This window comes from Pseudomonas sp. NPDC087185, assembly GCF_044744955.1.
Taxonomy (GTDB): Bacteria; Pseudomonadota; Gammaproteobacteria; order Pseudomonadales; family Pseudomonadaceae; genus Aquipseudomonas.
On sequence record NZ_JBIUZK010000002.1, the window covers coordinates 716101 to 735623 of the forward strand.

Genomic DNA, 19523 nt, shown 5'->3' on the forward strand with positions numbered 1-19523 from the left:
ACCCTCAAGGCGAGTACTACTGGGCGACCTGCAAGGTTGGCCCCTTCGCCCCGCCATCAGTGCGTCCACAGCCAACATGAAGATTTGTTCATGCGCCTTCAGGCCAAGGTAAGGAAAGGCATTCGCGCTTCGCCATGGCAATCGGCTGCAGACAACGCAAAAGCAATCGACGTGTACTAGGGTAAAGCAGTGCTCCGTGCACTGCGCTGTTCGATCGCGCTCCTGAGGCCTGGGCACCCACAGGTTCGATTGAGCGGTAATAGGGCTACCTGGAGAATCCGATGGTACCTATTCCTGTCAAACGGGACTTCAACCGTGCGCTGCTGGACGTATTCATTCGTGCCGGTTTGATCGCCGCGCTGGTGGTCACCTGCTACGAAGTCTTCCGCCCGTTCCTTGGCCTGATGCTCTGGGCCGTTATCCTGGCGATCACGTTCTATCCCTTGCACGGCCGCTTGCGCCAGCGGCTCGGGCTCAAGGCCGGGCATGCTGCCAGCCTGATCGTGGTGGTCACTTTGCTGATCCTCATGGTGCCTATCTACTTGCTGGCGGTGTCCATCGGTGAGTCGGTGGGCGCGGGTTTCGAGCTTTTTGAGAGTGGCGCGTGGCACATTCCGCCTGCCAACCCCGAGGTGCAGACCTGGCCGCTGATCGGGCCGCGGCTGTTTACCCTGTGGCAGCAGGCCACGACCGATGCAACCGGCCTGGTGCAAGGGGTGGCGCCCCACCTCAAAGGCGTTGGCATGGTCGTGCTGAGCAAGCTGGCCGGGGTGGGCACGGGCTTTCTGCTGTTTGTCGGCGCGCTGATCCTGTCGGGGGTCGTCATGGCCTATGGCGACAACGGCGAGCGCAGCGCCATGCGCATCGGCACGCGCATATCCGGCCCGGAGCGCGGCCCGCAGATCGCCGCGTTGTGTACCGCAACCATCCGCGCGGTGGCCCAGGGCGTGGTGGGCATCGCCTTCGTGCAGATGGTGCTGGTGGGCGTCGGTTTCGTGGTCATGGGCATCCCCGGTGCGGGGTTGCTGGCCATCGTGGTGCTGTTGCTGGGCATCATGCAGCTGCCGGTACTGCTGATTACCTTGCCGGTGGTGTGTTTCGTGTTCTTCACCGAAGGCGTCAGCGTCGCCAGCGTGGTCTTCGCGGTGTACAGCGTGCTGGCGGGCATGGCTGACAACGTGCTCAAACCGTTGCTGCTGGGGCGTGGGGTGAACGTGCCGATGCCAGTGGTGCTGATCGGTGCCCTGGGTGGCATGGTCGCCGGCGGCTTCATCGGTTTGTTCATCGGGCCGGTGATCCTGGCGGTGGGTTACATGCTGTTCTGGCAGTGGGTCAATGACGGGCCTGGCGACAGCCCGCGAGTGGGTGCGCCATGAGTGCCACTGATGACGGGCGCACAGGGCACAGGAACGATGACGTGATCATTTGTGAATACTGCGATGCCGTCTATCAGCGTGCACCTCTGCAACGCCGCCAGCGTGCGGTGTGCCTGCGCTGCGGTGGCGTGCTGTACCGCCACAACCCGTTGACCGTGCAACAGCGGCTGGCCCTGTGCGTGACCGGGGGCGTGCTGCTGGCATTCGCCAACGCGTACCCGGTAATGACCATCAGCATGGGTGGCTTGAGCAATTCGGCAACCTTGTGGGACTCGGTGCTGGTCCTCAGTCACGGCAGCATCACGTTCATTGCCCTGGTGCTGGCGCTGGCGATCATCTTCGCCCCGGTGCTGCAGATTGCCCTGTTGTGCTGGGTGCTCGGGTTCGCCGTGGGCGGGCGCCGCGCACCCGGGTTTGCCAGCTGCATGCGGGCGCTGGAAGGTCTGCGGCCCTGGAGCATGCTGGAGGTGTGCCTGCTCGGTGCGATGGTTGCGGTGATCAAGCTGGCCGGCCTGCTCGATGTGATTCCGGGTATCGGGCTGATCGCTCTGGCGGCGCTCAGCGTGTTGCTGCTCTTCATCGCTGGCCGCGATATCCGCGATTTGTGGGCGCAGGTATGAGCGCCCCGGCGCTGGCCGACGAGCTGAACCTGTGCCTGTGCCATGGTTGCGGGCAGGCCTGTGACTTGCGCCGTGGCCAACACCACTGCGAGCGCTGTGGCGCGCCATTGCACCGGCGCAAGGCCAACCCCATTGCCCGTGGCTGGGCCTTCCTGGTTGCCGCACTGATCTTCTACATACCGGCCAATGCGCTGCCGGTGATGAACACCGAGATGCTCGGACAGGGCAGTGACAGCACCATCGTTGGGGGCGTGCTGGAGTTCTGGGAGGCCGGCGCCTGGGACATTGCCCTGATCATCTTCATCGCCAGCATCGGCGTGCCGGCGATCAAGTTCGTGTCTCTCGCGCTGTTGCTGTTCACCGCCCAGCGTCGCAGCCAATGGGCACGGCGGCAGCGTTCGCAGTTGTTTCGCTGTGTCGAGCTGATCGGCTACTGGTCGATGCTCGATGTCATGGTGGTGGCGCTGGTGGCTGCGCTGGTGCAACTGCGCGGGCTGGGCACCATCGAGCCGCGCTCCGGCATTCTGTTCTTCGGGCTGGTGGTGGTGCTGACCATGCTTTCGGCCATGAGCTTCGACCCACGTCTGATCTGGGACGACCATTCACACCACGGGGAGCATGGCGATGGCGCTGGAGACTGAAAACCCTGCCGGGCCCGGCCAGGCCCAGGTGCGCACACGGCGCTTCAGCGTCTCGCTGGTGTGGATCGTGCCGGTGCTGGCGCTGCTGGTCGGCGCTTCGCTGGTGGTGCGCAACTGGATGGAGCAAGGGCCGGTGATCACCATTTCGTTTCGCAGCGGCGAGGGCCTGGTGGCGCACAAGACCCAGGTGCGTTACCGCAGTGTGGTGATCGGCGAAGTGACCACGGTGGAGTTGACCGAAGATCGCAAGGGCGTGGTGGCCAAGGTCGAATTGTCGAAAGAGGCAGAGTCGTTCGCCACCGATGGCGCGCGCTACTGGGTGGTGCGCCCGCGTATCGGCGCCGGTGGCATCTCGGGGATCGACACGTTGCTGTCGGGCAGCTTCATCGGCGCCGATGCCGGTGAGTCGAAAAAGCCTGAAAAAAACTTTGTCGGGCTCGAGTCGCCGCCGCCCATTACCTATGGCGAGAAAGGCAAGCGCTTCGTGCTCAGCGCCAACGACCTGGGCTCCCTGGATATTGGCTCATCGATCTATTTCCGCCGCATCCCGGTGGGCGAGGTGGTGTCCTATGCGATCAAGCCCGATGGCAAGGGCGTGGACATCGATATCTTCGTGCAAGCGCCCTACGACGCGTTCGTCACGCTCGACTCGCGGTTCTGGAACGCCAGCGGCATCGACATGCAGATCGGTGCAAACGGGCTGAAGGTCGAGACACAGTCGCTGTCGTCGATCCTGATGGGCGGCCTGGCTTTTGGCACGCCTGAATATGCCGCGCCAGCGGAACCCGCCGTCGATCAGCAGGCTTTCGAGCTGTTCGCCGACCGCGATGCGGCCCTGGCTCCGCCGACCGGCAGCCCACAGTACTTGCGCCTGCGCTTCGACCAGTCGATGCGGGGGTTGTCGGTGGGGGCACCGGTCGAGTTCAAGGGCGTAGAGTTCGGCCGGGTGACGTCGATCACGCTGGATTACGACCCGAAGAAACAGATTTTCCCGGTGGTGGTCGATGCGGCTATCTACCCGCAGCGCCTGGGCCCGGTGCACCAGAAAATGCTCAAGGTGTTCAAGCACACCGAGGGCGACGCGGCGGGCGCCCGGCAGCTGATCGGCACGTTCGTCGAGCACGGCCTGCGTGCCCAGGCGCGCAGTGGCAACCTGATCACCGGGCAGATGTTCATTTCGCTGGACTTCTACCCGGATGCGCCCAAGGTCACCTTCGACATGAGTGCCGACCCCATCGTCATCCCTACCGTGCCCGGCAGCCTGGAAAAACTCCAGGAACAGTTGCAGGGGGTGCTTGATCGCATCGGCAAGCTGCCGCTCGAAAGCATCGCCGGCAACCTGGACGGCACGTTGCGCGAGTTGCGCAGTGCGGCCAAACGGGTTGATGGGCAAACCTTGCCGGGCCTTACGACCACGTTGGATGAACTGCAGAAGACCCTGCGCACGGCCAATTCGGCGATCGCCGAAAACTCGCCGCAGCGCGAGAAGCTCGGCGACACGCTGCAGGAGCTGGAACGCATGTCACGCTCGTTGCGCGACCTGGCGGACTACCTTGGCCGTCACCCCGAATCGCTCATTCGCGGCCGGCCAAAAGCCGCAGGCGCGGACGATGTGAAACCCTGAGCACGCCCCAAGGAGTGAGAGCCGATGCGCACACTGCCTACCCTGATGCTGGCCACGCTGGTGGTGCTGACCGCGGGCTGTCGCAGCGCGCCCAATAACTACCACACCCTGGTCGCTGCGCAGCCGAGCCATGGCGCCGGTGAAAAGATCCTGGTCGAGCGGGTCAGCCTGCCGCCGCAGGTGGACCGCCCGCAGCTGGTGATACGTCAGGGCGCAAGCGGGCTGGTGATCCTCGAAACCGAATGGTGGGGGGCCAACCTAGTGGATGAGTTCCGCAGCGCCTTGCAGGACCAGTTGGGCGGTCCGGTTGGCGGGGCAGCCGGGGCAATGTTGCGGGTGGATGTGCAGCGTTTTGACTCGATCCCAGGCCAATACGCGCTGCTCGAAGCGGTGTGGCGGCTCAAACGCCCGGGGCAAAACGAGATGACCTGTCGGACCTCGGTGCAGACCCCGGCGCAGAACAGCATCGGCAGCCTGGTGGGCGCCCAGCAGGTCAATCTGCAGAAGCTGGCCAGCGCCGTGCGTGCCAGCGCATCAGGTTGCCCGAGGTCGTAAAGGGCCGCGCTCAACGCAATCCGGGGCGCCTGGTCCGTGCGGGGCCCGCGCCTGTTGCGCAGGTTATGTGCACCCGGGGCAGGTTTCCGCTAGAATGCACGCCGGGTGCTAGCTGCGCGAAGCAGTGATGCAGGTTAAATAACTACGCAGGTCGGGCCGCCTGCGGGAGTGTTTGCGCCCATGCAAAAACATGTAATGCCCCGCGCCCAGCGCATCGCCTTGCGCGCGTTCGCCAACCTGGAGCGCTTTCTGCACATTGAAGCAGTGAGCGGTATCGTGCTGCTGATCGCCGCCGTGGCCGCGCTGATCTGGGCTAACTCGCCCGCCGCCGACAGCTACGACGCCCTCTGGCACACGCCCATCACCTTCGGCATCGGCTCGCTGGTGTATTCGCAATCCCTGCACTTCTGGATCAACGATGGCCTGATGACCATCTTCTTCCTGGTGGTCGGCATGGAAATCCGCCGCGAAATCCATGAAGGTGCGCTGTCCAGCCTGCGCCAGGCCACGTTGCCGATGGCCGCAGCTGTCGGCGGGGTGGCCGTGCCCGCGCTGATCTACCTGGCGTTCAACCATGGCCCTGCCGACCATCAAGGCTGGGCAGTGCCCACCGCCACCGACATCGCGTTTGCGGTGGGGGTGCTGGCGCTGCTGGGCAAGTCGATCCCTTCCAATGTGCGGGTGTTTCTGCTGGCGCTGGCGATCATCGATGACATCATCGCCGTGCTCATCATTGCCTTCTTCTACTCCGGTGGCCTCGATTACAGCGGCCTGGGTGTTGCCGCAATCGGCCTGCTGCTGGTGCTCGGCCTGCAGAAGATCGGTGTCGGCTCGGCCTACGCCTATATCATCCCCGGCTTCATCACCTGGCTGGGTGTCTTGATGACCGGCGCTCACCCCACCTTGGCGGGCGTGGCCCTGGGCCTGATGACACCGGTCAAGGCGATGCCGCTGAGCGAGCGCCCGCTTGAGGCTGTCAGCCGCTTCACTGACGACTTGCTTGGCCGCGCCAAAGCACCGGAGCGCGACGCCAGCCAGCTCATGAGCCCGCTGAAACACCTGCGCCTGGCCCAGCGTGAACTGGTGCCGCCGGTGACCCGCGTGCAAGGCAACCTGCACCCTTGGGTGGCCTACGCGATCATGCCGCTGTTCGCCCTGGCCAACGCCGGTGTCGGTTTGTCGGGGGTGGACCTGTCTGCCGACGGGCCGTTCTGGGTGATGGTCGCCGTCGCCGTCGCACTGGTCGCCGGCAAGCCGTTGGGCATTGTCAGCGTCAGCTGGCTGATGGTACGCCTGGGCTGGTGTGCGCTGCCGGCAGGCGTCACCTGGCGCGGCATCACCCTGATCGGGCTGTTGGCGGGTATCGGCTTCACCATGTCCATCTTCATCGCCAACCTGGCCTTCGCTGACCCTGGTGCCTTGGGCGCGGCGAAACTTGGCGTGCTGTCGGGCTCCGTCACCGCTGCGGTGATTGGCTTGGCATGGGGTGTCTGGAGCCTGCGCAAGGCAGCCTCCACTGTGCGGGCGCAAGCACACTGATGCCAGCACCCCGCTGAATATTTTTCGGGGGGTGCATCCAATCGGCTTCCTGGCGGGTATTACAGGCAGCGCGAATTCGCGCTGTCGATTACTCGCCAGGAGATTTACACCATGAATACTCCCGTTACCCTGCTGATGCTCAGCGGCGGCCTTGTCCTGATTCTGGCTTCGCAAGGCGCCCAGGCTCAATCTTCCATACCAGATGCGGTCAAGGTGCCGGACGGCCACGCCGTCATGCTCGAGACCGTCGGTGTCGGCCAGATCACCTATGAATGCCGCGATAAAGCCAATGCCCCCGGGCAGACCGAATGGACCTTCGTCGGCCCCAAGGCCGTGCTCAATGACAGGGCCGGCAAGCAGGTAGGGGATTACTTCGGGCCGCCCGCCACCTGGCAGGCGAAAGATGGCTCGAAGGTCACCGGCACCCAGTTGGCCATTGCGCCAGCCGCCAAGGGCGATCTGCCTTACCAGTTGGTCCAGGCCAACCCCGCCGAGGGTAAAGGCGCCATGACCGGCGTGAGCTTCATCCAGCGCCTGGCTACCCGTGGAGGCGTGGCGCCGGCAAGTGCGTGCTCGGTGCAGAACAAGGGCGAGCGGAAAATCGTCGACTACCAGGCCGACTACATCTTCTGGGCGGCAAAGTGAGCGTGATGCGCACAGGCATTTGAGCCTCTGACGTCTACGCTCAACGACAACCCCAGCCATTTGGCTGGGGTGCCGTCCAGGGAACTTGCATTGAACTCACCGTTGCCGCTGTTTGATTTTCAAGGTTGCCTTGAGGCCTGCGCGCAGGGTGATCGGCGAGCGCTGCACGCACTCTACGAGGAGGAGGGCGCGCGCTTGCTCGGCGTCGCCCGCCGCATTGCCCGTGATGACGCCACGGCCGAAGATATCCTGCACGATGCGTTTGTGCGTATCTGGACGCGGGCAGCCAGCTTCGACCCCGCCCGGGGCTCGGCGCGTGGCTGGATCTACAGCGTCACCCGGCACCTGGCGCTGAATTTCATACGCGATACCCGGCGCGAAGTCGTGCTCGATGAAGCGGCTTTTTCCAGCATGCCTTTTGCGGGCGATATCGACCTGCAGGCGGACTCGGCGAAGATTCACCGCTGCCTTGAGCAATTGGAGCCTGCACGCAAGCAGTGCATCCTGCATGCCTATGTCGACGGTTGCAGCCATGCCGAGATTGCCGGTTTGCTGAACACGCCGCTGGGCACCATCAAGGCCTGGATCAAACGCAGCCTGAAAGCGTTGCGGGAGTGCATGGGATGAAGACACCGCAGGGTGAACGTGCTGATGACCTCGACGCACTGGCCGGCGAATACGTGCTGGGTACCTTGTCGGCCGAGCAACATGAGGCCGTGCGTCATCGCCTGGACGTGGATGTGCAGCTGCGTACCGCCGTGGATGCCTGGGAGCAGCGGCTTCTGGCGCTCAATGCACTGGCCGAGCCGGTGGTACCCAGTGCACGGCTATGGAAGCGGATCAACCGCAGCCTCGATGGGCAACGACCCGCACAGCCAGTGCGCTGGTGGCAACGCTTGGCAGTGTGGCAAGGCATGGCCGGCGCCGGTGCGCTGGCCAGCCTGCTGCTGGCATTCTCATTGCTCACAACCCAACCCCCGCCGCCCTCTTATTTGGTGGTGCTGGTTGCGCCGGCTGACAGCGCTGCGGGCTGGGTGGTGCAGGCGAGCGATGCGCGCAACATCCAGTTGATCCCGCTGGGGCAGTTCCCGGTGCCGAGCGACAAGGTGCTGCAGTTCTGGACTAAAGGTGAGCAGTGGCAGGCCCCGGTTTCGCTGGGCTTGGTCAAGCCCGGTGAGCAGTACCGCGTGCCCTCGGATGACCTGCCGCCTTTGGAGCCCAACCAGTTGTTCGAGTTGACCCTGGAGCGGGCGGGCGGCTCGCCGACCGGCCGGCCAACGGGGCCTGTGCAGTTCATCGGCCGAGCGGTGAAGGTGCTGTGACAAGGGCCTCAAAGGGAAGCGGCGCTGGAGCGCCGCCAGGGGTCAATGCACGTGCTCGGGGCGTTTCTTGCGGGGCGCAGGTGCATCGCTGTGGCCCTCGTCGGCCTCGGTGATCGGCACCTCGTTACCGTCACAGTCGAACAGCTTGCCATCGCGGAAGAAGTCGCCGTCGTTCAGCCCGGCAATGTCGCGGTAGCGCAAGGTGCGTTCGCTGGCGGCAACGAACACCGACTGCTGGTCGGAGTTGCCGGCGCGCAGGTGGTTGAACAGCAGGTTGAGCAGGATTGCCATGATCGCCGCCGAACTGATCCCGGAGTGGAAAATGGTCTCGAACCAGGCCGGGAACTGGTGGTAGAAGCCCGGCGCTGCAATCGGGATCATGCCGAAGCCGATCGAGGTGGCGACGATGATCAGGTTCATGTTGTTGCGATAGTCCACCTGGGCCAGGGTGCGGATGCCGCTGGCCGCGACGGTGCCGAACAGCACCACGCCGGCGCCGCCGAGCACGGCGGTGGGCACGGCGGCGATCACGCGGCCCATCACCGGCAGCAGGCCGAGGGTGACCAGGATCAGGCCGGTGGTGGCCACCACATAGCGGCTCTTCACGCCGGTCACGGCAACCAGGCCGACGTTCTGAGCAAAGGCGCTCTGGGTGAAAGAACCGAACAACGGCGCCAGGGCGCTGGAGATCATGTCGGCGCGCAGGCCGTTACCCAGGCGTTTAGCGTCCACGTTGGTGTCGATGATTTCGCCGACCGCCAGGATGTCCGCCGAGGTCTCGACCATGGTGACCACGATCACGATCAGCATCGAGATGATCGCCGCGACCTGGAACTCGGGCGCGCCAAGCGGCAAAGCCTGCGGCAGTGCCACCAGCGTGCCGTTCAGCACGTTGGAAAAATCAGCCATGCCAAAGGCCACCGCCACCAGCGTGCCGATGACCATCGCCAGCAGGATCGACAGGCGCGAGATGCTGGCGCTGCCCAGTTTGCTGAGCAGCAGCACGGTGGCCAGGGTGAATGCTGCCAAGGCGATGTTGGCGGTGCTGCCAAAATCCGCTGCCTGGCTGTTGCCGCCCATGGCCCAGCGCGCCGTGACCGGCATCAGGGTCAGGCCGATGGTGGTGATGACGATGCCCGTCACCAATGGCGGGAAGTATTTCGTGATGCGCGAGAACAATGGCGTGATCAGCAGCCCGATCAGTGACGCCGCGATCACCGCGCCGAACACCACCGCCAGGCCAATCCGGCCTTCACTGCCGATGATCGCGATCATCGTCGCCACGCCGGCAAAGGACACCCCTTGCACCAGCGGCAGCTGGCAGCCGAAGAAGGGGATGCCCATTGTCTGCAGCAACGTGGCCAGGCCACCGGCGAACAGCGAGGCGGCGATCAGCAGGCCAACGTCTGCCGGCGCCAGGCCGGCCGCCTGGCCGATGATCAGCGGTACGGCAACAATGCCACCATACATCGTCAGCACGTGCTGCAGCCCGTAGGCCAGGTTGGCGCCAACGCCGAGGTTCTCGTCTTCGGGACGAGGTGTAGCGGGTGAAGTCATGGTGAGTAGCTCGCTTTTGTTTTTTTAATGCGTCTAACAGCACGGTTTCAGTCGCGGTGGGTGAACGTTTACCTGCGGCTTGGCCGTTGCGCGCAGCGCAGCGCGCAATGGCCTGGTTGTCTTACTCGCCGATGACCAGCTGACGGGCCAGCTGATTGTGGCGCTCCAGCACCCGGGGCAGGTCGACGGTGGTGATGCGGCCGTCATTGACCACCACACGGCCGTTGATCACGCTGGTATGGACCTGGGTCGGGGTGCAGAACACCAGCGCCGCCAGCGGGTCGTGGTGTGCGCCTGCGTAAGACACATGGCCGAGGTCGAAGGCGACCAGGTCGGCGACCATGCCCGGTGCCAAGGCACCGATGTCACTACGGTTGAGCACCTTGGCGCCGCCCAGCGTGGCGATTTCCAGCGCTTCGCGTGCGGTCATCGCATCGGGGCCGAAACCGACACGCTGCAGCAGCAGCGCCTGGCGCACTTCGCCGATCATGCTGGCGCCGTCGTTGGAGGCCGAACCGTCGACGCCCAGGCCCACCGGTACACCGTGGTCGCGCATCTTGCGGATCGGCGCGATGCCCGAGGCCAGGCGCATGTTCGAGCAGGGGCAGTGGGCCACGCCGGTGCCGGTGCGGGCGAACAGTTCGATGCCGTGCTGGTCCAGTTGCACGCAGTGGGCGTGCCACACATCATGGCCGACCCAGCCCAGGTCCTCGGCATACTCGGCCGGGGTCATGCCGAACTTTTCACGGCTGTAGGCAATGTCGTTGACGTTCTCGGCCAGGTGGGTGTGCAGCGACACCCCGTAATTGCGCGCCAGCACCGCGGCTTCGCGCATCAGGTCACGGCTGACCGAAAACGGCGAGCAAGGCGCTACCACCACCCGCAGCATCGAGCCATGGCTGGCGTCGTGGTAGTCCTCGATCAGGCGCTGCGACTCCTTGAGGATGTCACTTTCCTTTTCCACCACCGAATCCGGCGGCAGCCCGCCCTGGCTGCGGCCGACGCTCATGCTGCCGCGTGCGGCGTGGAAGCGCATGCCGATTTCGCCGGCAGCGTGAATGCTGTCGTCGAGCTTGCAGCCGTTGGGGTAGATGTACAGGTGGTCGCTGGAGGTGGTGCAGCCGGAAAGGATCAGCTCGGCCATCGCAGTCTGGGTCGACACTGCGATCATCTCGGGCGTCAGCCGTGCCCAGATCGGGTACAGGTTGGTCAGCCAGTTGAACAGCTCGCCGTCCTGGGCCGCCGGCACCACGCGAGTGAGGCTCTGGTACATGTGGTGGTGGGTGTTGACCAACCCCGGGATGACCACCTTGCCGGTCATGTCGAGGATTTCGTCAGCGTGCTGGGGCAGTTCGTCGCTGGGGCCAACCTGCTTGATCAGGTTGTCTTCGATGTACACGCCACCACGGCGTATCTCGCGGCGCTCGCCGTCCATGGTAACCAGCAGTTCGGCGTTTTTTATCAATAAAGTCTTGGGCATTGGTGTTCCTTTCCCGTGAGGGACGGGTTGCAATCTGTTTGTTCAGACACCCGGTTTTCGATGAGAGCCTGTCCCTGGAAACCAGGCGCTGTGTGGAAAACACGGCGTGGGTTGCAGGGTAGGTCAGAGCACCAGCGCGCGCGTCGAAGCCGCCGAGGCACATAGGCTCGGCGTGAGGCGAAGGGTGGGGCACTGGGAGAACGCAATAGCGGCGAATGCGAGGATTCGCGCTGGGGGCTCGGAGGGGGCGAGCAGGTAGGGGTAATGCATGGCTTTAGCCTGTCGCAATACGCAGCGGCGATTACCACTGTCGTAGGCGCGGGGGTAATGTAACCAGGAATGTCGGTTTTTGTATACGAAAAAATGGGAGGGTTGGCAGGTCCCTGTCCCCAATACAAAAAAAAGAGGCCCGCAGGCCCCTTCGAGGAAACTGGGTTCGCGCTTACGCCGTTTCGACCTTGCGCGGCGCCATGAAGTACAGCCACACCAGCGCAATGAAATACATCGCCGGGATCAGGGTGAACAGCACGGCATAGTTGTTATGGGTGATGGTCAGCACGCTGCCGACGATCTGCGTCATGAACATCCCGCCGATGGCCGCGCACATGCTGCCGAAGCCGAACACCGTGCTCACCAGGTGCTTGGGTGTGTAGTCCATCAGCAGGCTCCAGATGTTCGCCGTCCAGGCCTGGTGCGCACCAACCGCCACGGCAATGGCCAGCACGGCAATCCACAGGTCACTGGCATGGGCGGCGAACGTCACGCTGACGATGGTGCAGGCGAAGATCAGCATCGAAATCAGGCGTGCCCGCGTGGCGCGCACGCCGCGGCCGATCAGCCACGACGAGAGAATCCCGCCGCCGATGCTGCCGACGTCGGCCGTCAGCCAGATGAGGATCAGCGGGATGCCCATCTGGGTGACGCTGATGCCCAGGTTGTACTGCTGGTTGAGAAACGGTGGCAGCCAGTACAGGTAGAACCAGAACACCGGCGCGGTGATCGCGAACGCCACGGCAAAGGCCCAGGTGCCGCGCATGCGCAGGATGCGGCTGAAGGGCACGCGTACGGCCTCGGGCTCCGACTCTTGCTGGATGTAGTCCAGCTCGCTCTGGCGCACGGTCGGGTGCTCTTCGGGGTTGAAGTACTTGAGGCCCCAGAAAATCACCCAGACCAGGCCCAGGCAGCCCATGGCGATGAAGGCGGCCTGCCAGCCCCAGGCGGCGAGGATCACCGGCAGTAGCGCCGGGGTGATCATGGCGCCGACATTGGTGCCGGCGTTGAACAGCCCGGTGGCGATGGCCCGTTCACCGGCAGGGAACCACAGGCGCGTGGTCTTCACGCAGGCCGGGTAGTTGGCGGCCTCGGTCAGGCCGAGGATGAACCGGCAGACCATGAAGCCGGCGGCCGAGGTCGCCAGGCCGTGTGCGCCGGTGGCCAGGCTCCAGAGCAGCACCGCGACGAAGAAGGCGCGTTTCACGCCCACTTTGTCGATCAGCCGGCCTTGCAGCAGGAAGCCGATGGCGTAGCCCACCTGGAACCAGAAGTTGATGTTGGCGTAGTCCATCGCCGTCCAGCTCATGTCCTTGGCCAGCATGGGCTGCATGATGCCGAGGGCGGCGCGGTCGATGTAGTTCAGGGTGGTGGCGAAGAACACCAGGGCGAGCATGCCCCAACGCGTCTTGCCGACGGCAAAGGCGCCGCGAATCTTGCTGCCCATGGAAGCATGGGGAATCGGAGGCATGGCGGATGTACCTGTTTCTTGAAATTGTAATGAGCTGCTGGATGCATCTAGCTCGCGGTTTTGGCTCAAGGCAGGGAGCAATCGCGAGGCCGTGGCATGGTGAGCAGAGAAACCCGGAGCGTCAATGCCAAGTATGGCGCTTGCGTTCGATAACCGAACGAATGCCGTCCGTCATGAATTTAGAGAAAGGCGTGGATATGGCCGCAGAAAGCTGTACAGATAAATATACTTGTACAACATTATCGGCATTTTGGTTTCCAGCGCATGGCTAGGCGATGCGGTATCCCGGCAGTGTTTGTGATGACCGTTCTGCTGGGGGTGGTGCTTCCAGCGACCGCCGACTGGCGCAGTGCGCTGCCCGAGGCGCGACAGGTCGGCAGCGGTGAATTCACCTGGTTCGGTTTGAGCGTCTACACCGCCCGCTTGTGGAGCGCGAGCTCGCCGCAAGGTTGGCAACAGCCGTTCGCCCTGGAGCTGATCTACCACCGGGCGTTGTCACGCGACACGCTGGTGCAGGCCAGCCTGGACGAAATGCGCCGCTTGGCTGAGCGCCCGTTGCCGCCGGCCACCCTGGAACGTTGGACGCAAGCGATGCAGGGCGCATTCGTGGATGTGCAGCCGGGCATGCGTATCTCCGGTGTGTACCTGCCTGGGCAGGGCAGCCGTTTCTATGTCGATGGCCAATTGCGCCACGAAGTCGCCGACCCGGCGTTCGCCCGCGCCTTCTTTGCCATCTGGCTCGACCCGCGAGCCCGTGACCCACAATTGCGCCAGCGCCTGCTTGGCCTGGCCAGGGACGACCGAGGAGACTGATCATGGGTAGAGTGCTGCTGTTGGTCGGCTGCCTGCTGCTGGGCAGCTGCGGCAACGTCGAGGTCGACCACTACGCGGGCGAAAAGCCGGGGCTGGACCTGGTGGCGTTCTTCTCCGTACCGGTACAGGCCTGGGGCATGGTGCAGAAGCGCTCAGGGGAAGTGACCAAGCGTTTCCATGTGCGCATCGACAGCCGGCGCGAGGGTGAAAAGCTGATCCTCGATGAGCGTTTCCTGTACAGCGACGGCACGCGCCAGCAACGTACTTGGACGCTCACCCCCGACGGCCCCGGGCGCTGGCGCGGGCGGGCCGGTGATGTGATCGGCGAGGCGCATGGCCAAGTGGCGGGCAATGCATTGCACTGGCGCTACACACTTGACGTGCCGGTCGACGGCCGGCACTGGGAGATGGACATCGACGATTGGATGTACCTGATGGATGCGGACACGCTCATCAACCGTTCGAGCATGCGCAAGTTGGGGGTGGAGGTCGCGCAGATAACCCTGTTCTTCCGTCGGTTGCCGGCGGGGACGCCATGATCATTCCAGGCAGTGTTGCTTATCTGTGGGAGCCGGCAAGCCGGCTCCCACAGGGGGCAGCGCTGGCCTAGGCCCTTCGCGCAACGCGCAGGGCCACTGGAAATGCGATCGCCCAGACAGGCGCCAGTATCAGTACAGTAGCTGCCTCGCCCATCGGCAACCCCACACCCGCCAACCGCGCCCCCGCCAGATAAGCCAGCGGGCCACCTATCATGCCTAGCACCGCCCCAAGCCAAACCGGCCGCGCCGCCCACGCCAGGCTATGGCGCAAGCCGCTGGCCAGCACCAGCCACAGCAGGGCCAGCCAGAGGGGCAAGGGCCATTGAGCGAAGGCGAACACGCCCAGTGCCCCCAGCACGCTATCTAGCAGGCAACCGGCAAGGGCTACCCCTAACAACGCACGCACTTCACCGGCTCGGTTCTGGCAATAACGCAGGTGCAGCGCCAACCCAATCGGCACGGTCACCAGCAGCCATGGCGTGTTCGCGCCCAGCACGCAGGCCCACCAACCTGCCTGCAACCACAAGGCATTGCCGACCAGCCACCAACGCGACACCGTTCAGGCGCCCGGCAGCGGCGCCCGGCGCGCCAGTGGCGCCGCCCACAGCAACTGCGCCACACCAATCGCGCGCTCCTCGAAACCACCCTGGCAGTAGCACAGGTAGAACTCCCACAAGCGCTGGAAGGTGTCGTCGTAGCCCAACTCCTTGAGCGCTGCGCGCGCTTGGCGTAGGTTGTCGCGCCAATGGCGCAAGGTGCGAGCGTAGTCCTGGCCGAAGTCTTCCAGGTGCACCAGGTTCAGCGCGGTCTGGCGGCTGGCGGTTTCGAGCAGCACGCTCAGCGAGGGCAGGGCGCCACCGGGGAAGATGTACCGCTGGATGAAATCCACCGAACGTCGCGCCTGGGCGTAGCGCTGGTCGCGAATGGTGATGGCCTGCAGCAGCATCAGGCCGTCCTCCTTGAGCAGGGCGGAACACTGGCGAAAGTAAGTGGGCAGGTAGCGGTGGCCGACCGCTTCGATCATCTCGATCGACACCAGCTTGTCGAAACGCCCTCGCAGGTCGCGGTAGTCTTCGCGCAGCACCGTGATGCGCTGCGTCAGGCCCAGTGCCTGCACGCGCTGCAGGGTGTGGGCGTACTGCGCGTCGGACAGCGTGGTGGTAGTGACGCGGCAGCCGTGATGCGTCGCAGCGTGGATCGCCAGGCTGCCCCAGCCGCTGCCGATTTCCAGCAGGTGTTCGTCGGGTTTGAGTTCGAGCTTCTGGCAGATGCGTTCGAGCTTGTTCAGTTGCGCCTGTTCCAGGCTTTGCTCGGCACTTTCGAACTGCGCAGCCGAATACATCATTGTCGGGTCGAGCAGGCGCTCGAACAAGGCGTTGCCCAGGTCGTAATGGGCGAGGATATTGCGCCGCGCGCCGCGCCGGTTGTTGCGGTTGAGCCGGTGCAGCAGGCGCAGGGCCGGGCGTGCCAGGCGCGCCAGGCCGCCCTCCATGGCGTCCAGCACATCGAGGTTGGCGACGAACACGCGGGTGACCGCCGCCAGGTCGGGGGTGCGCCAGTAGCCGTGGATATAACCTTCCCCGGCGCCGATCGAGCCATTGCGGGCGACCAGGCTCCAGGCGGCCTCGTCGACAATTTCGACTTCGGCATAGAGGGCGCTGCCGGCGTCGCCGAAGCTCCATTGCCGGTCATTGCAGATCACCCGCAAACAGCCTTGGGCCAAATGCCGCAATTGAGCGAGCACGGCCGTTCTGGCCAGGCTGCCGAGCAGCGGGGTGCGGCCTGCCGATTTACTAGCGCTCAGGGTGGGTTCGGTCATGTTCGGCCTCCTTACAGGTGTGGCCGAGGCCCAGGTTGCCCTGGCTGGCGCGATGGTCGTGGATGGGCGTGCGCTTGAGCAGCAGCTGCAAGGCTTGCCAGTAGATGGCCGACACGGTGCGCAGGCTCATCCAGGGAAAGTTGAGAATGTGGCGGTGAAGCGCGGCGCGATCCAGTGGCCCGCGTTGCAGGGCCAGGTCGGCTTCGAACACTTTTTGCCCTTCGCGCCAGTTCTCCATGTGCACCTGGACGCGCTGGGCATCGAGCAGAAACCGCAGGCGGTAATCCATGTCCAACGGCATGAATGGCGAAACGTGAAACGCCTTGGCGACAGCAAACCCGGCTTGGAGTCCGTTCTGCACGGGCAGCACATAGTGAAAACGCTCCCGCCAGGGCGTGTTGCGCACCTCCAGCAGAATGGCCGCCAGCTGGCCGGCGCGGTCATGGCAGAAGTAGACGCTCACTGGGTTGAACGACAGCCCCCAGCAACGCGGCTGTGTGAGCAGGTGCACGGCGCCTTCAGGCGTTTGCCCGGTGGCCTGGCCGACCAGTTGCCGTGCGGCCTGGGCCAAGGGCTGGCCATGCCGGGTGAGTGCTGGCAGGTAATCGCCTTCGCGCCAGCACAGCGGTGCCAGGCGCGAACGGCCGAGCCAGCGGCTCAGGCCCAACAAGCGGGGCTGTTCATCCAGGTCCAGGTAAAACATGCCGAGACGGTAGCGGAACACATGCTGCCGAGGGGTCAGCCGCCGGTGGCTGACCCAGCCGTGACACAGACTGCTGTTCACAAGCCTTCTCCAAAAAAATCTGCCACTTTCAGCGCACTGACCACGCCGTCTTCGTGAAAGCCGTTGCCCCAGTAGGCGCCGCAGTAGTAAGTGTGTTGTCGCGCCTGCAGTTCGTCCTGGCGGGCCTGGGCGGCCAGGGCGACCAGGCTGTATTGCGGGTGCGCATAGTCAAAGCGGGCGAGGATCTGCGTGGGGTCCACCAGCGCGGTCTGGTTAAGGCTCACGCAGAAGGTCACCGGCGCGTCGATGCCTTGCAGGATGTTCATCGCGTAGGTGAGTGCGGCAGGTGCCTGCTGCGGGCCGCCGAGGCGGTAGTTCCAGCTGGCCCAGGCCTTGCGCCGGCGGGGCAGCAGCCGGGTGTCGGTGTGCAGCACCACGTCGTTGCTGGCGTAGGTAATGGCGCCCAGCACCGCGCGCTCATCGGCGCTGGGCGCCTCCAGCAGGGCCAGGGCCTGGTCGCTGTGGCACGCGAACACTACGCTGTCGAAGCGCTCGCTGCCCGCCGCACTGAACACGGTCACGCCACCCTCGTCACGGCTAACCCGCTTGACCGGGCAGTTGAGGCGGATGCGCTCGGCGAAGGGTTGGCACAACGGCGCCAGGTAGCTGCGCGAGCCACCTTCGATTACCCGCCATTGCGGGCGGTTGCTCACCGAGAGCAAGCCGTGGTTGCGGCAAAACCGCACGAAGAACTGCAGCGGAAAACCAAGTATGTCGGCACGCGACGTCGACCAGATGGCCGAGCCCATCGGCACGATGTAGTGGTCGATCACGCGCTGGCCATAGCCCTGCATCTGCAGGTAGCTGCCCAAGGTGGTGGCGTCGTCGATACGCTTGTTGTCGAGGTCGGCGATGGCCTTGCGGTTGAAGCGCAGGATGTCGCGCAGCATGCCCCAGAAGCCGGGGTCCAGCAGGTTGCTGCGCTGGGCGAACAACGTGTCGAGGTCATGGCCGTTGTACTCGAACGCGCTGCACGGGTCATGTACCGAAAAACTCATCTCGGTCGGCCGCGAGGCCACCTTCAGCTGGTCGAGCAGGCGGATGAAGTGTGGGTAGGTCCAGTCGTTGAAGACGATGAAACCGGTGTCTACCGCGTACTGCTGGCCACCCCATTGCACATCGACGGTGTGGGTATGGCCACCGATCCAGTCGGCGGCTTCGAACACCGTGACGTCATGCCGGCGTGACAGCAGGTAGGCACAGGTGAGGCCGGCAATTCCGCTACCGATGATTGCGATGCGCATGGGGGCTATTCCTGCTGCTTGCGCGCCAGGCGCTGGCCTAGCTTCAGTCGCCAGCGCACCGGCAGCGCGCCGAGCAGGCGCAGCACCTGGGTGAAAACACCGGGGAAGTTGATTTCCAGCGGCCGGCGCGGCAACCGCGCGGCGATGTGCCTCGCGGCGCGTTCGGCACTCCACAACTGGGGCATGGGGAAGTCGTTGCGGCGGGTCAGCGGCGTGTCGACAAAGCCAGGGCTGACCAGCGTGACGTCGATGCCCTCGTTGATCAGGTCGATGCGCAGCGATTCGATCAGGTAACGCACGGCTGCCTTGGATGCACCGTAGGCCCCGGCACGCGGCAGTGCCAGCCAGGACACCGAGCTGCCGATCACCACCAGGTGCGGGCGATGGCCACGGCGTAGCAAGGGCAGGGCGGCGTGCAGGCAGTGGCTGAGGCCGAGCAGGTTGGTGCGCAGCACACGCTCGACCAGCAGCGGGTCGAAGTGGCCGGGTTCGAGGTATTCACAGGTGCCGGCGTTGAGAATCACCAGGTCTAGCGCGCCCCAGCGTTGCTCGATTTGCTCGGCGATTGTTGCGACGTGCAGCGGGTCGTCGATGTCGCCGACGGCCAACATGGTCTGCGGCCCGAACTGCGCGGTCAACGGCGCCAGGCTCTCTGCCCGGCGCGCGCCAAGTGCAACCTGATGGCCTTGTTCCAGCAGGCGTGCCGCCAGCGCAGCGCCAATGCCGCTACTGGCACCGGTCAGCCAGCAGCGGCTCATGCCAGCCTGCCCTTGAGCCAGCGAACTGCGCTGCCCAGCACTGGCACGTGCTCATAAAGCAGTGCGCCTGCGTCGAAATAATCCTGATGAAAGTACACCCGCTCGTGCCAGCGCACGTGGCTGCAGCCCTGCAGGCTGATCAGCCGCCCACTGTTCAAGCGCGGGTGACGAAAATGCAGGGTCCAGCGAATATAGCCGTGGCCTGGCTGCACCTCGTCAGTGCCCTCGAAGGTGTAACGCACTTCCTGGGCATTGCCGTATAGCTCGGCGAAGTAGGCGCGCAGGGCGGTGAGGCCGCTGATCTGGTGCAGTGGGTCGCGAAAGATGACGTCGTCGCTGTACAAGTCACTCAGCTGGTCGAGAGTACGCGCATCGAGCTGGGCAAAGCGTTTGGCGAAGGTTTGCAGGTAGCTGGACATGCGCGATCCTGTACAAATTTGGTTTCTTGTACAGGTATAGTCCAGCT

Annotated in this window: 20 protein-coding genes; 11 read left to right on the top strand and 9 right to left on the bottom strand. The window is 64.5% G+C overall.

Annotated elements, in window-relative coordinates:
- Window positions 1–281: 281 nt before the first annotated feature.
- The 9 genes from ACIPIJ_RS08815 (at window position 282) to ACIPIJ_RS08855 (ending at window position 8322) form a co-directional block, all read left to right on the top strand.
- A complete protein-coding gene (locus ACIPIJ_RS08815; RefSeq protein WP_401075024.1) occupies window positions 282–1376 on the top strand; it encodes an AI-2E family transporter in 1095 nt (364 codons plus the stop codon).
- Window positions 1373–1996: a paraquat-inducible protein A gene (locus ACIPIJ_RS08820; protein WP_401075027.1), complete on the top strand. Its 624-nt coding sequence runs from the start codon at window positions 1373–1375 to the stop codon at window positions 1994–1996. The genes ACIPIJ_RS08815 and ACIPIJ_RS08820 overlap by 4 nt, the downstream gene beginning before the upstream one ends.
- Window positions 1993–2637: a paraquat-inducible protein A gene (locus ACIPIJ_RS08825; protein WP_401075030.1), complete on the top strand. Its 645-nt coding sequence runs from the start codon at window positions 1993–1995 to the stop codon at window positions 2635–2637. The genes ACIPIJ_RS08820 and ACIPIJ_RS08825 overlap by 4 nt, the downstream gene beginning before the upstream one ends.
- Window positions 2621–4261, top strand: coding sequence for an intermembrane transport protein PqiB (locus tag ACIPIJ_RS08830; RefSeq protein ID WP_401075033.1), 1641 nt, complete (start codon window positions 2621–2623; stop codon window positions 4259–4261). Before ACIPIJ_RS08825 ends, ACIPIJ_RS08830 begins: the two co-directional genes overlap by 17 nt.
- A gap of 24 nt (window positions 4262–4285) precedes the next feature.
- Entirely contained in the window at window positions 4286–4816 is a 531-nt protein-coding gene (locus ACIPIJ_RS08835; protein WP_401075035.1) for a membrane integrity-associated transporter subunit PqiC, read from the top strand.
- Between the two features lie 180 nt (window positions 4817–4996).
- The gene (gene nhaA, locus ACIPIJ_RS08840) at window positions 4997–6355 is read left to right on the top strand and encodes a Na+/H+ antiporter NhaA (RefSeq protein WP_401075038.1); all 1359 of its coding nucleotides are present in this window, start codon (window positions 4997–4999) and stop codon (window positions 6353–6355) included.
- Window positions 6356–6490: 135 nt separating this feature from the next.
- Window positions 6491–7000, top strand: coding sequence for a DUF3455 domain-containing protein (locus ACIPIJ_RS08845; RefSeq protein ID WP_401075737.1), 510 nt, complete (start codon window positions 6491–6493; stop codon window positions 6998–7000).
- Between the two features lie 90 nt (window positions 7001–7090).
- Window positions 7091–7627 carry a sigma-70 family RNA polymerase sigma factor gene (locus ACIPIJ_RS08850; protein WP_401075041.1) on the top strand — a complete coding sequence of 179 codons (537 nt, stop codon included), beginning with the start codon at window positions 7091–7093 and terminating at the stop codon, window positions 7625–7627.
- The gene (locus ACIPIJ_RS08855) at window positions 7624–8322 is read left to right on the top strand and encodes an anti-sigma factor domain-containing protein (protein ID WP_401075043.1); all 699 of its coding nucleotides are present in this window, start codon (window positions 7624–7626) and stop codon (window positions 8320–8322) included. Before ACIPIJ_RS08850 ends, ACIPIJ_RS08855 begins: the two co-directional genes overlap by 4 nt.
- Window positions 8323–8364: 42 nt before the next feature.
- Here the strand turns inward: ACIPIJ_RS08855 and ACIPIJ_RS08860 are convergent, their stop codons facing one another.
- The 3 genes from ACIPIJ_RS08860 to ACIPIJ_RS08870 all read right to left on the bottom strand — a co-directional run bounded on the left by ACIPIJ_RS08860 (window position 8365) and on the right by ACIPIJ_RS08870 (window position 13100).
- Entirely contained in the window at window positions 8365–9879 is a 1515-nt protein-coding gene (locus ACIPIJ_RS08860) for a nucleobase:cation symporter-2 family protein (RefSeq protein WP_401075046.1), read from the bottom strand.
- Window positions 9880–10000: 121 nt separating this feature from the next.
- Window positions 10001–11359, bottom strand: coding sequence for an 8-oxoguanine deaminase (locus ACIPIJ_RS08865; protein ID WP_401075049.1), 1359 nt, complete (start codon window positions 11357–11359; stop codon window positions 10001–10003).
- Between the two features lie 442 nt (window positions 11360–11801).
- On the bottom strand, window positions 11802–13100 hold the full coding sequence (locus ACIPIJ_RS08870; protein WP_401075052.1) for an MFS transporter: 1299 nt from the start codon (window positions 13098–13100) through the stop codon (window positions 11802–11804).
- A 300-nt stretch (window positions 13101–13400) separates the two neighbouring features.
- Between ACIPIJ_RS08870 and ACIPIJ_RS08875 the strand changes: the two genes are divergently transcribed.
- Both ACIPIJ_RS08875 and ACIPIJ_RS08880 read left to right on the top strand, forming a co-directional pair.
- A complete protein-coding gene (locus tag ACIPIJ_RS08875) occupies window positions 13401–13913 on the top strand; it encodes a chalcone isomerase family protein (RefSeq protein ID WP_401075055.1) in 513 nt (170 codons plus the stop codon).
- A gap of 2 nt (window positions 13914–13915) precedes the next feature.
- Window positions 13916–14452, top strand: a complete 537-nt coding sequence (locus ACIPIJ_RS08880) for a DUF3833 domain-containing protein (protein ID WP_401075058.1) — start codon at window positions 13916–13918, stop codon at window positions 14450–14452.
- Window positions 14453–14519: 67 nt separating this feature from the next.
- Here ACIPIJ_RS08880 and ACIPIJ_RS08885 read toward each other — a convergent pair whose 3' ends face one another.
- The 6 genes from ACIPIJ_RS08885 to ACIPIJ_RS08910 are packed head-to-tail and all read right to left on the bottom strand — an operon-like array spanning window position 14520 to window position 19476.
- Window positions 14520–15008, bottom strand: a complete 489-nt coding sequence (locus tag ACIPIJ_RS08885) for a DUF2878 domain-containing protein (RefSeq protein WP_401075060.1) — start codon at window positions 15006–15008, stop codon at window positions 14520–14522.
- A 3-nt stretch (window positions 15009–15011) separates the two neighbouring features.
- On the bottom strand, window positions 15012–16271 hold the full coding sequence (locus ACIPIJ_RS08890) for a class I SAM-dependent methyltransferase (RefSeq protein ID WP_401075063.1): 1260 nt from the start codon (window positions 16269–16271) through the stop codon (window positions 15012–15014).
- A complete protein-coding gene (locus tag ACIPIJ_RS08895; protein WP_401075066.1) occupies window positions 16246–17055 on the bottom strand; it encodes a DUF1365 domain-containing protein in 810 nt (269 codons plus the stop codon). The genes ACIPIJ_RS08890 and ACIPIJ_RS08895 overlap by 26 nt, the downstream gene beginning before the upstream one ends.
- Complete coding sequence (locus ACIPIJ_RS08900) at window positions 17052–18299, bottom strand: NAD(P)/FAD-dependent oxidoreductase (protein ID WP_401075068.1); 1248 nt, start codon at window positions 18297–18299, stop codon at window positions 17052–17054. Before ACIPIJ_RS08900 ends, ACIPIJ_RS08895 begins: the two co-directional genes overlap by 4 nt.
- A 5-nt stretch (window positions 18300–18304) precedes the next feature.
- Complete coding sequence (locus ACIPIJ_RS08905; RefSeq protein WP_401075071.1) at window positions 18305–19057, bottom strand: SDR family NAD(P)-dependent oxidoreductase; 753 nt, start codon at window positions 19055–19057, stop codon at window positions 18305–18307.
- Window positions 19054–19476 carry a nuclear transport factor 2 family protein gene (locus ACIPIJ_RS08910; protein WP_401075074.1) on the bottom strand — a complete coding sequence of 141 codons (423 nt, stop codon included), beginning with the start codon at window positions 19474–19476 and terminating at the stop codon, window positions 19054–19056. The genes ACIPIJ_RS08905 and ACIPIJ_RS08910 overlap by 4 nt, the downstream gene beginning before the upstream one ends.
- Between the last annotated feature and the right edge of the window lie 47 nt (window positions 19477–19523).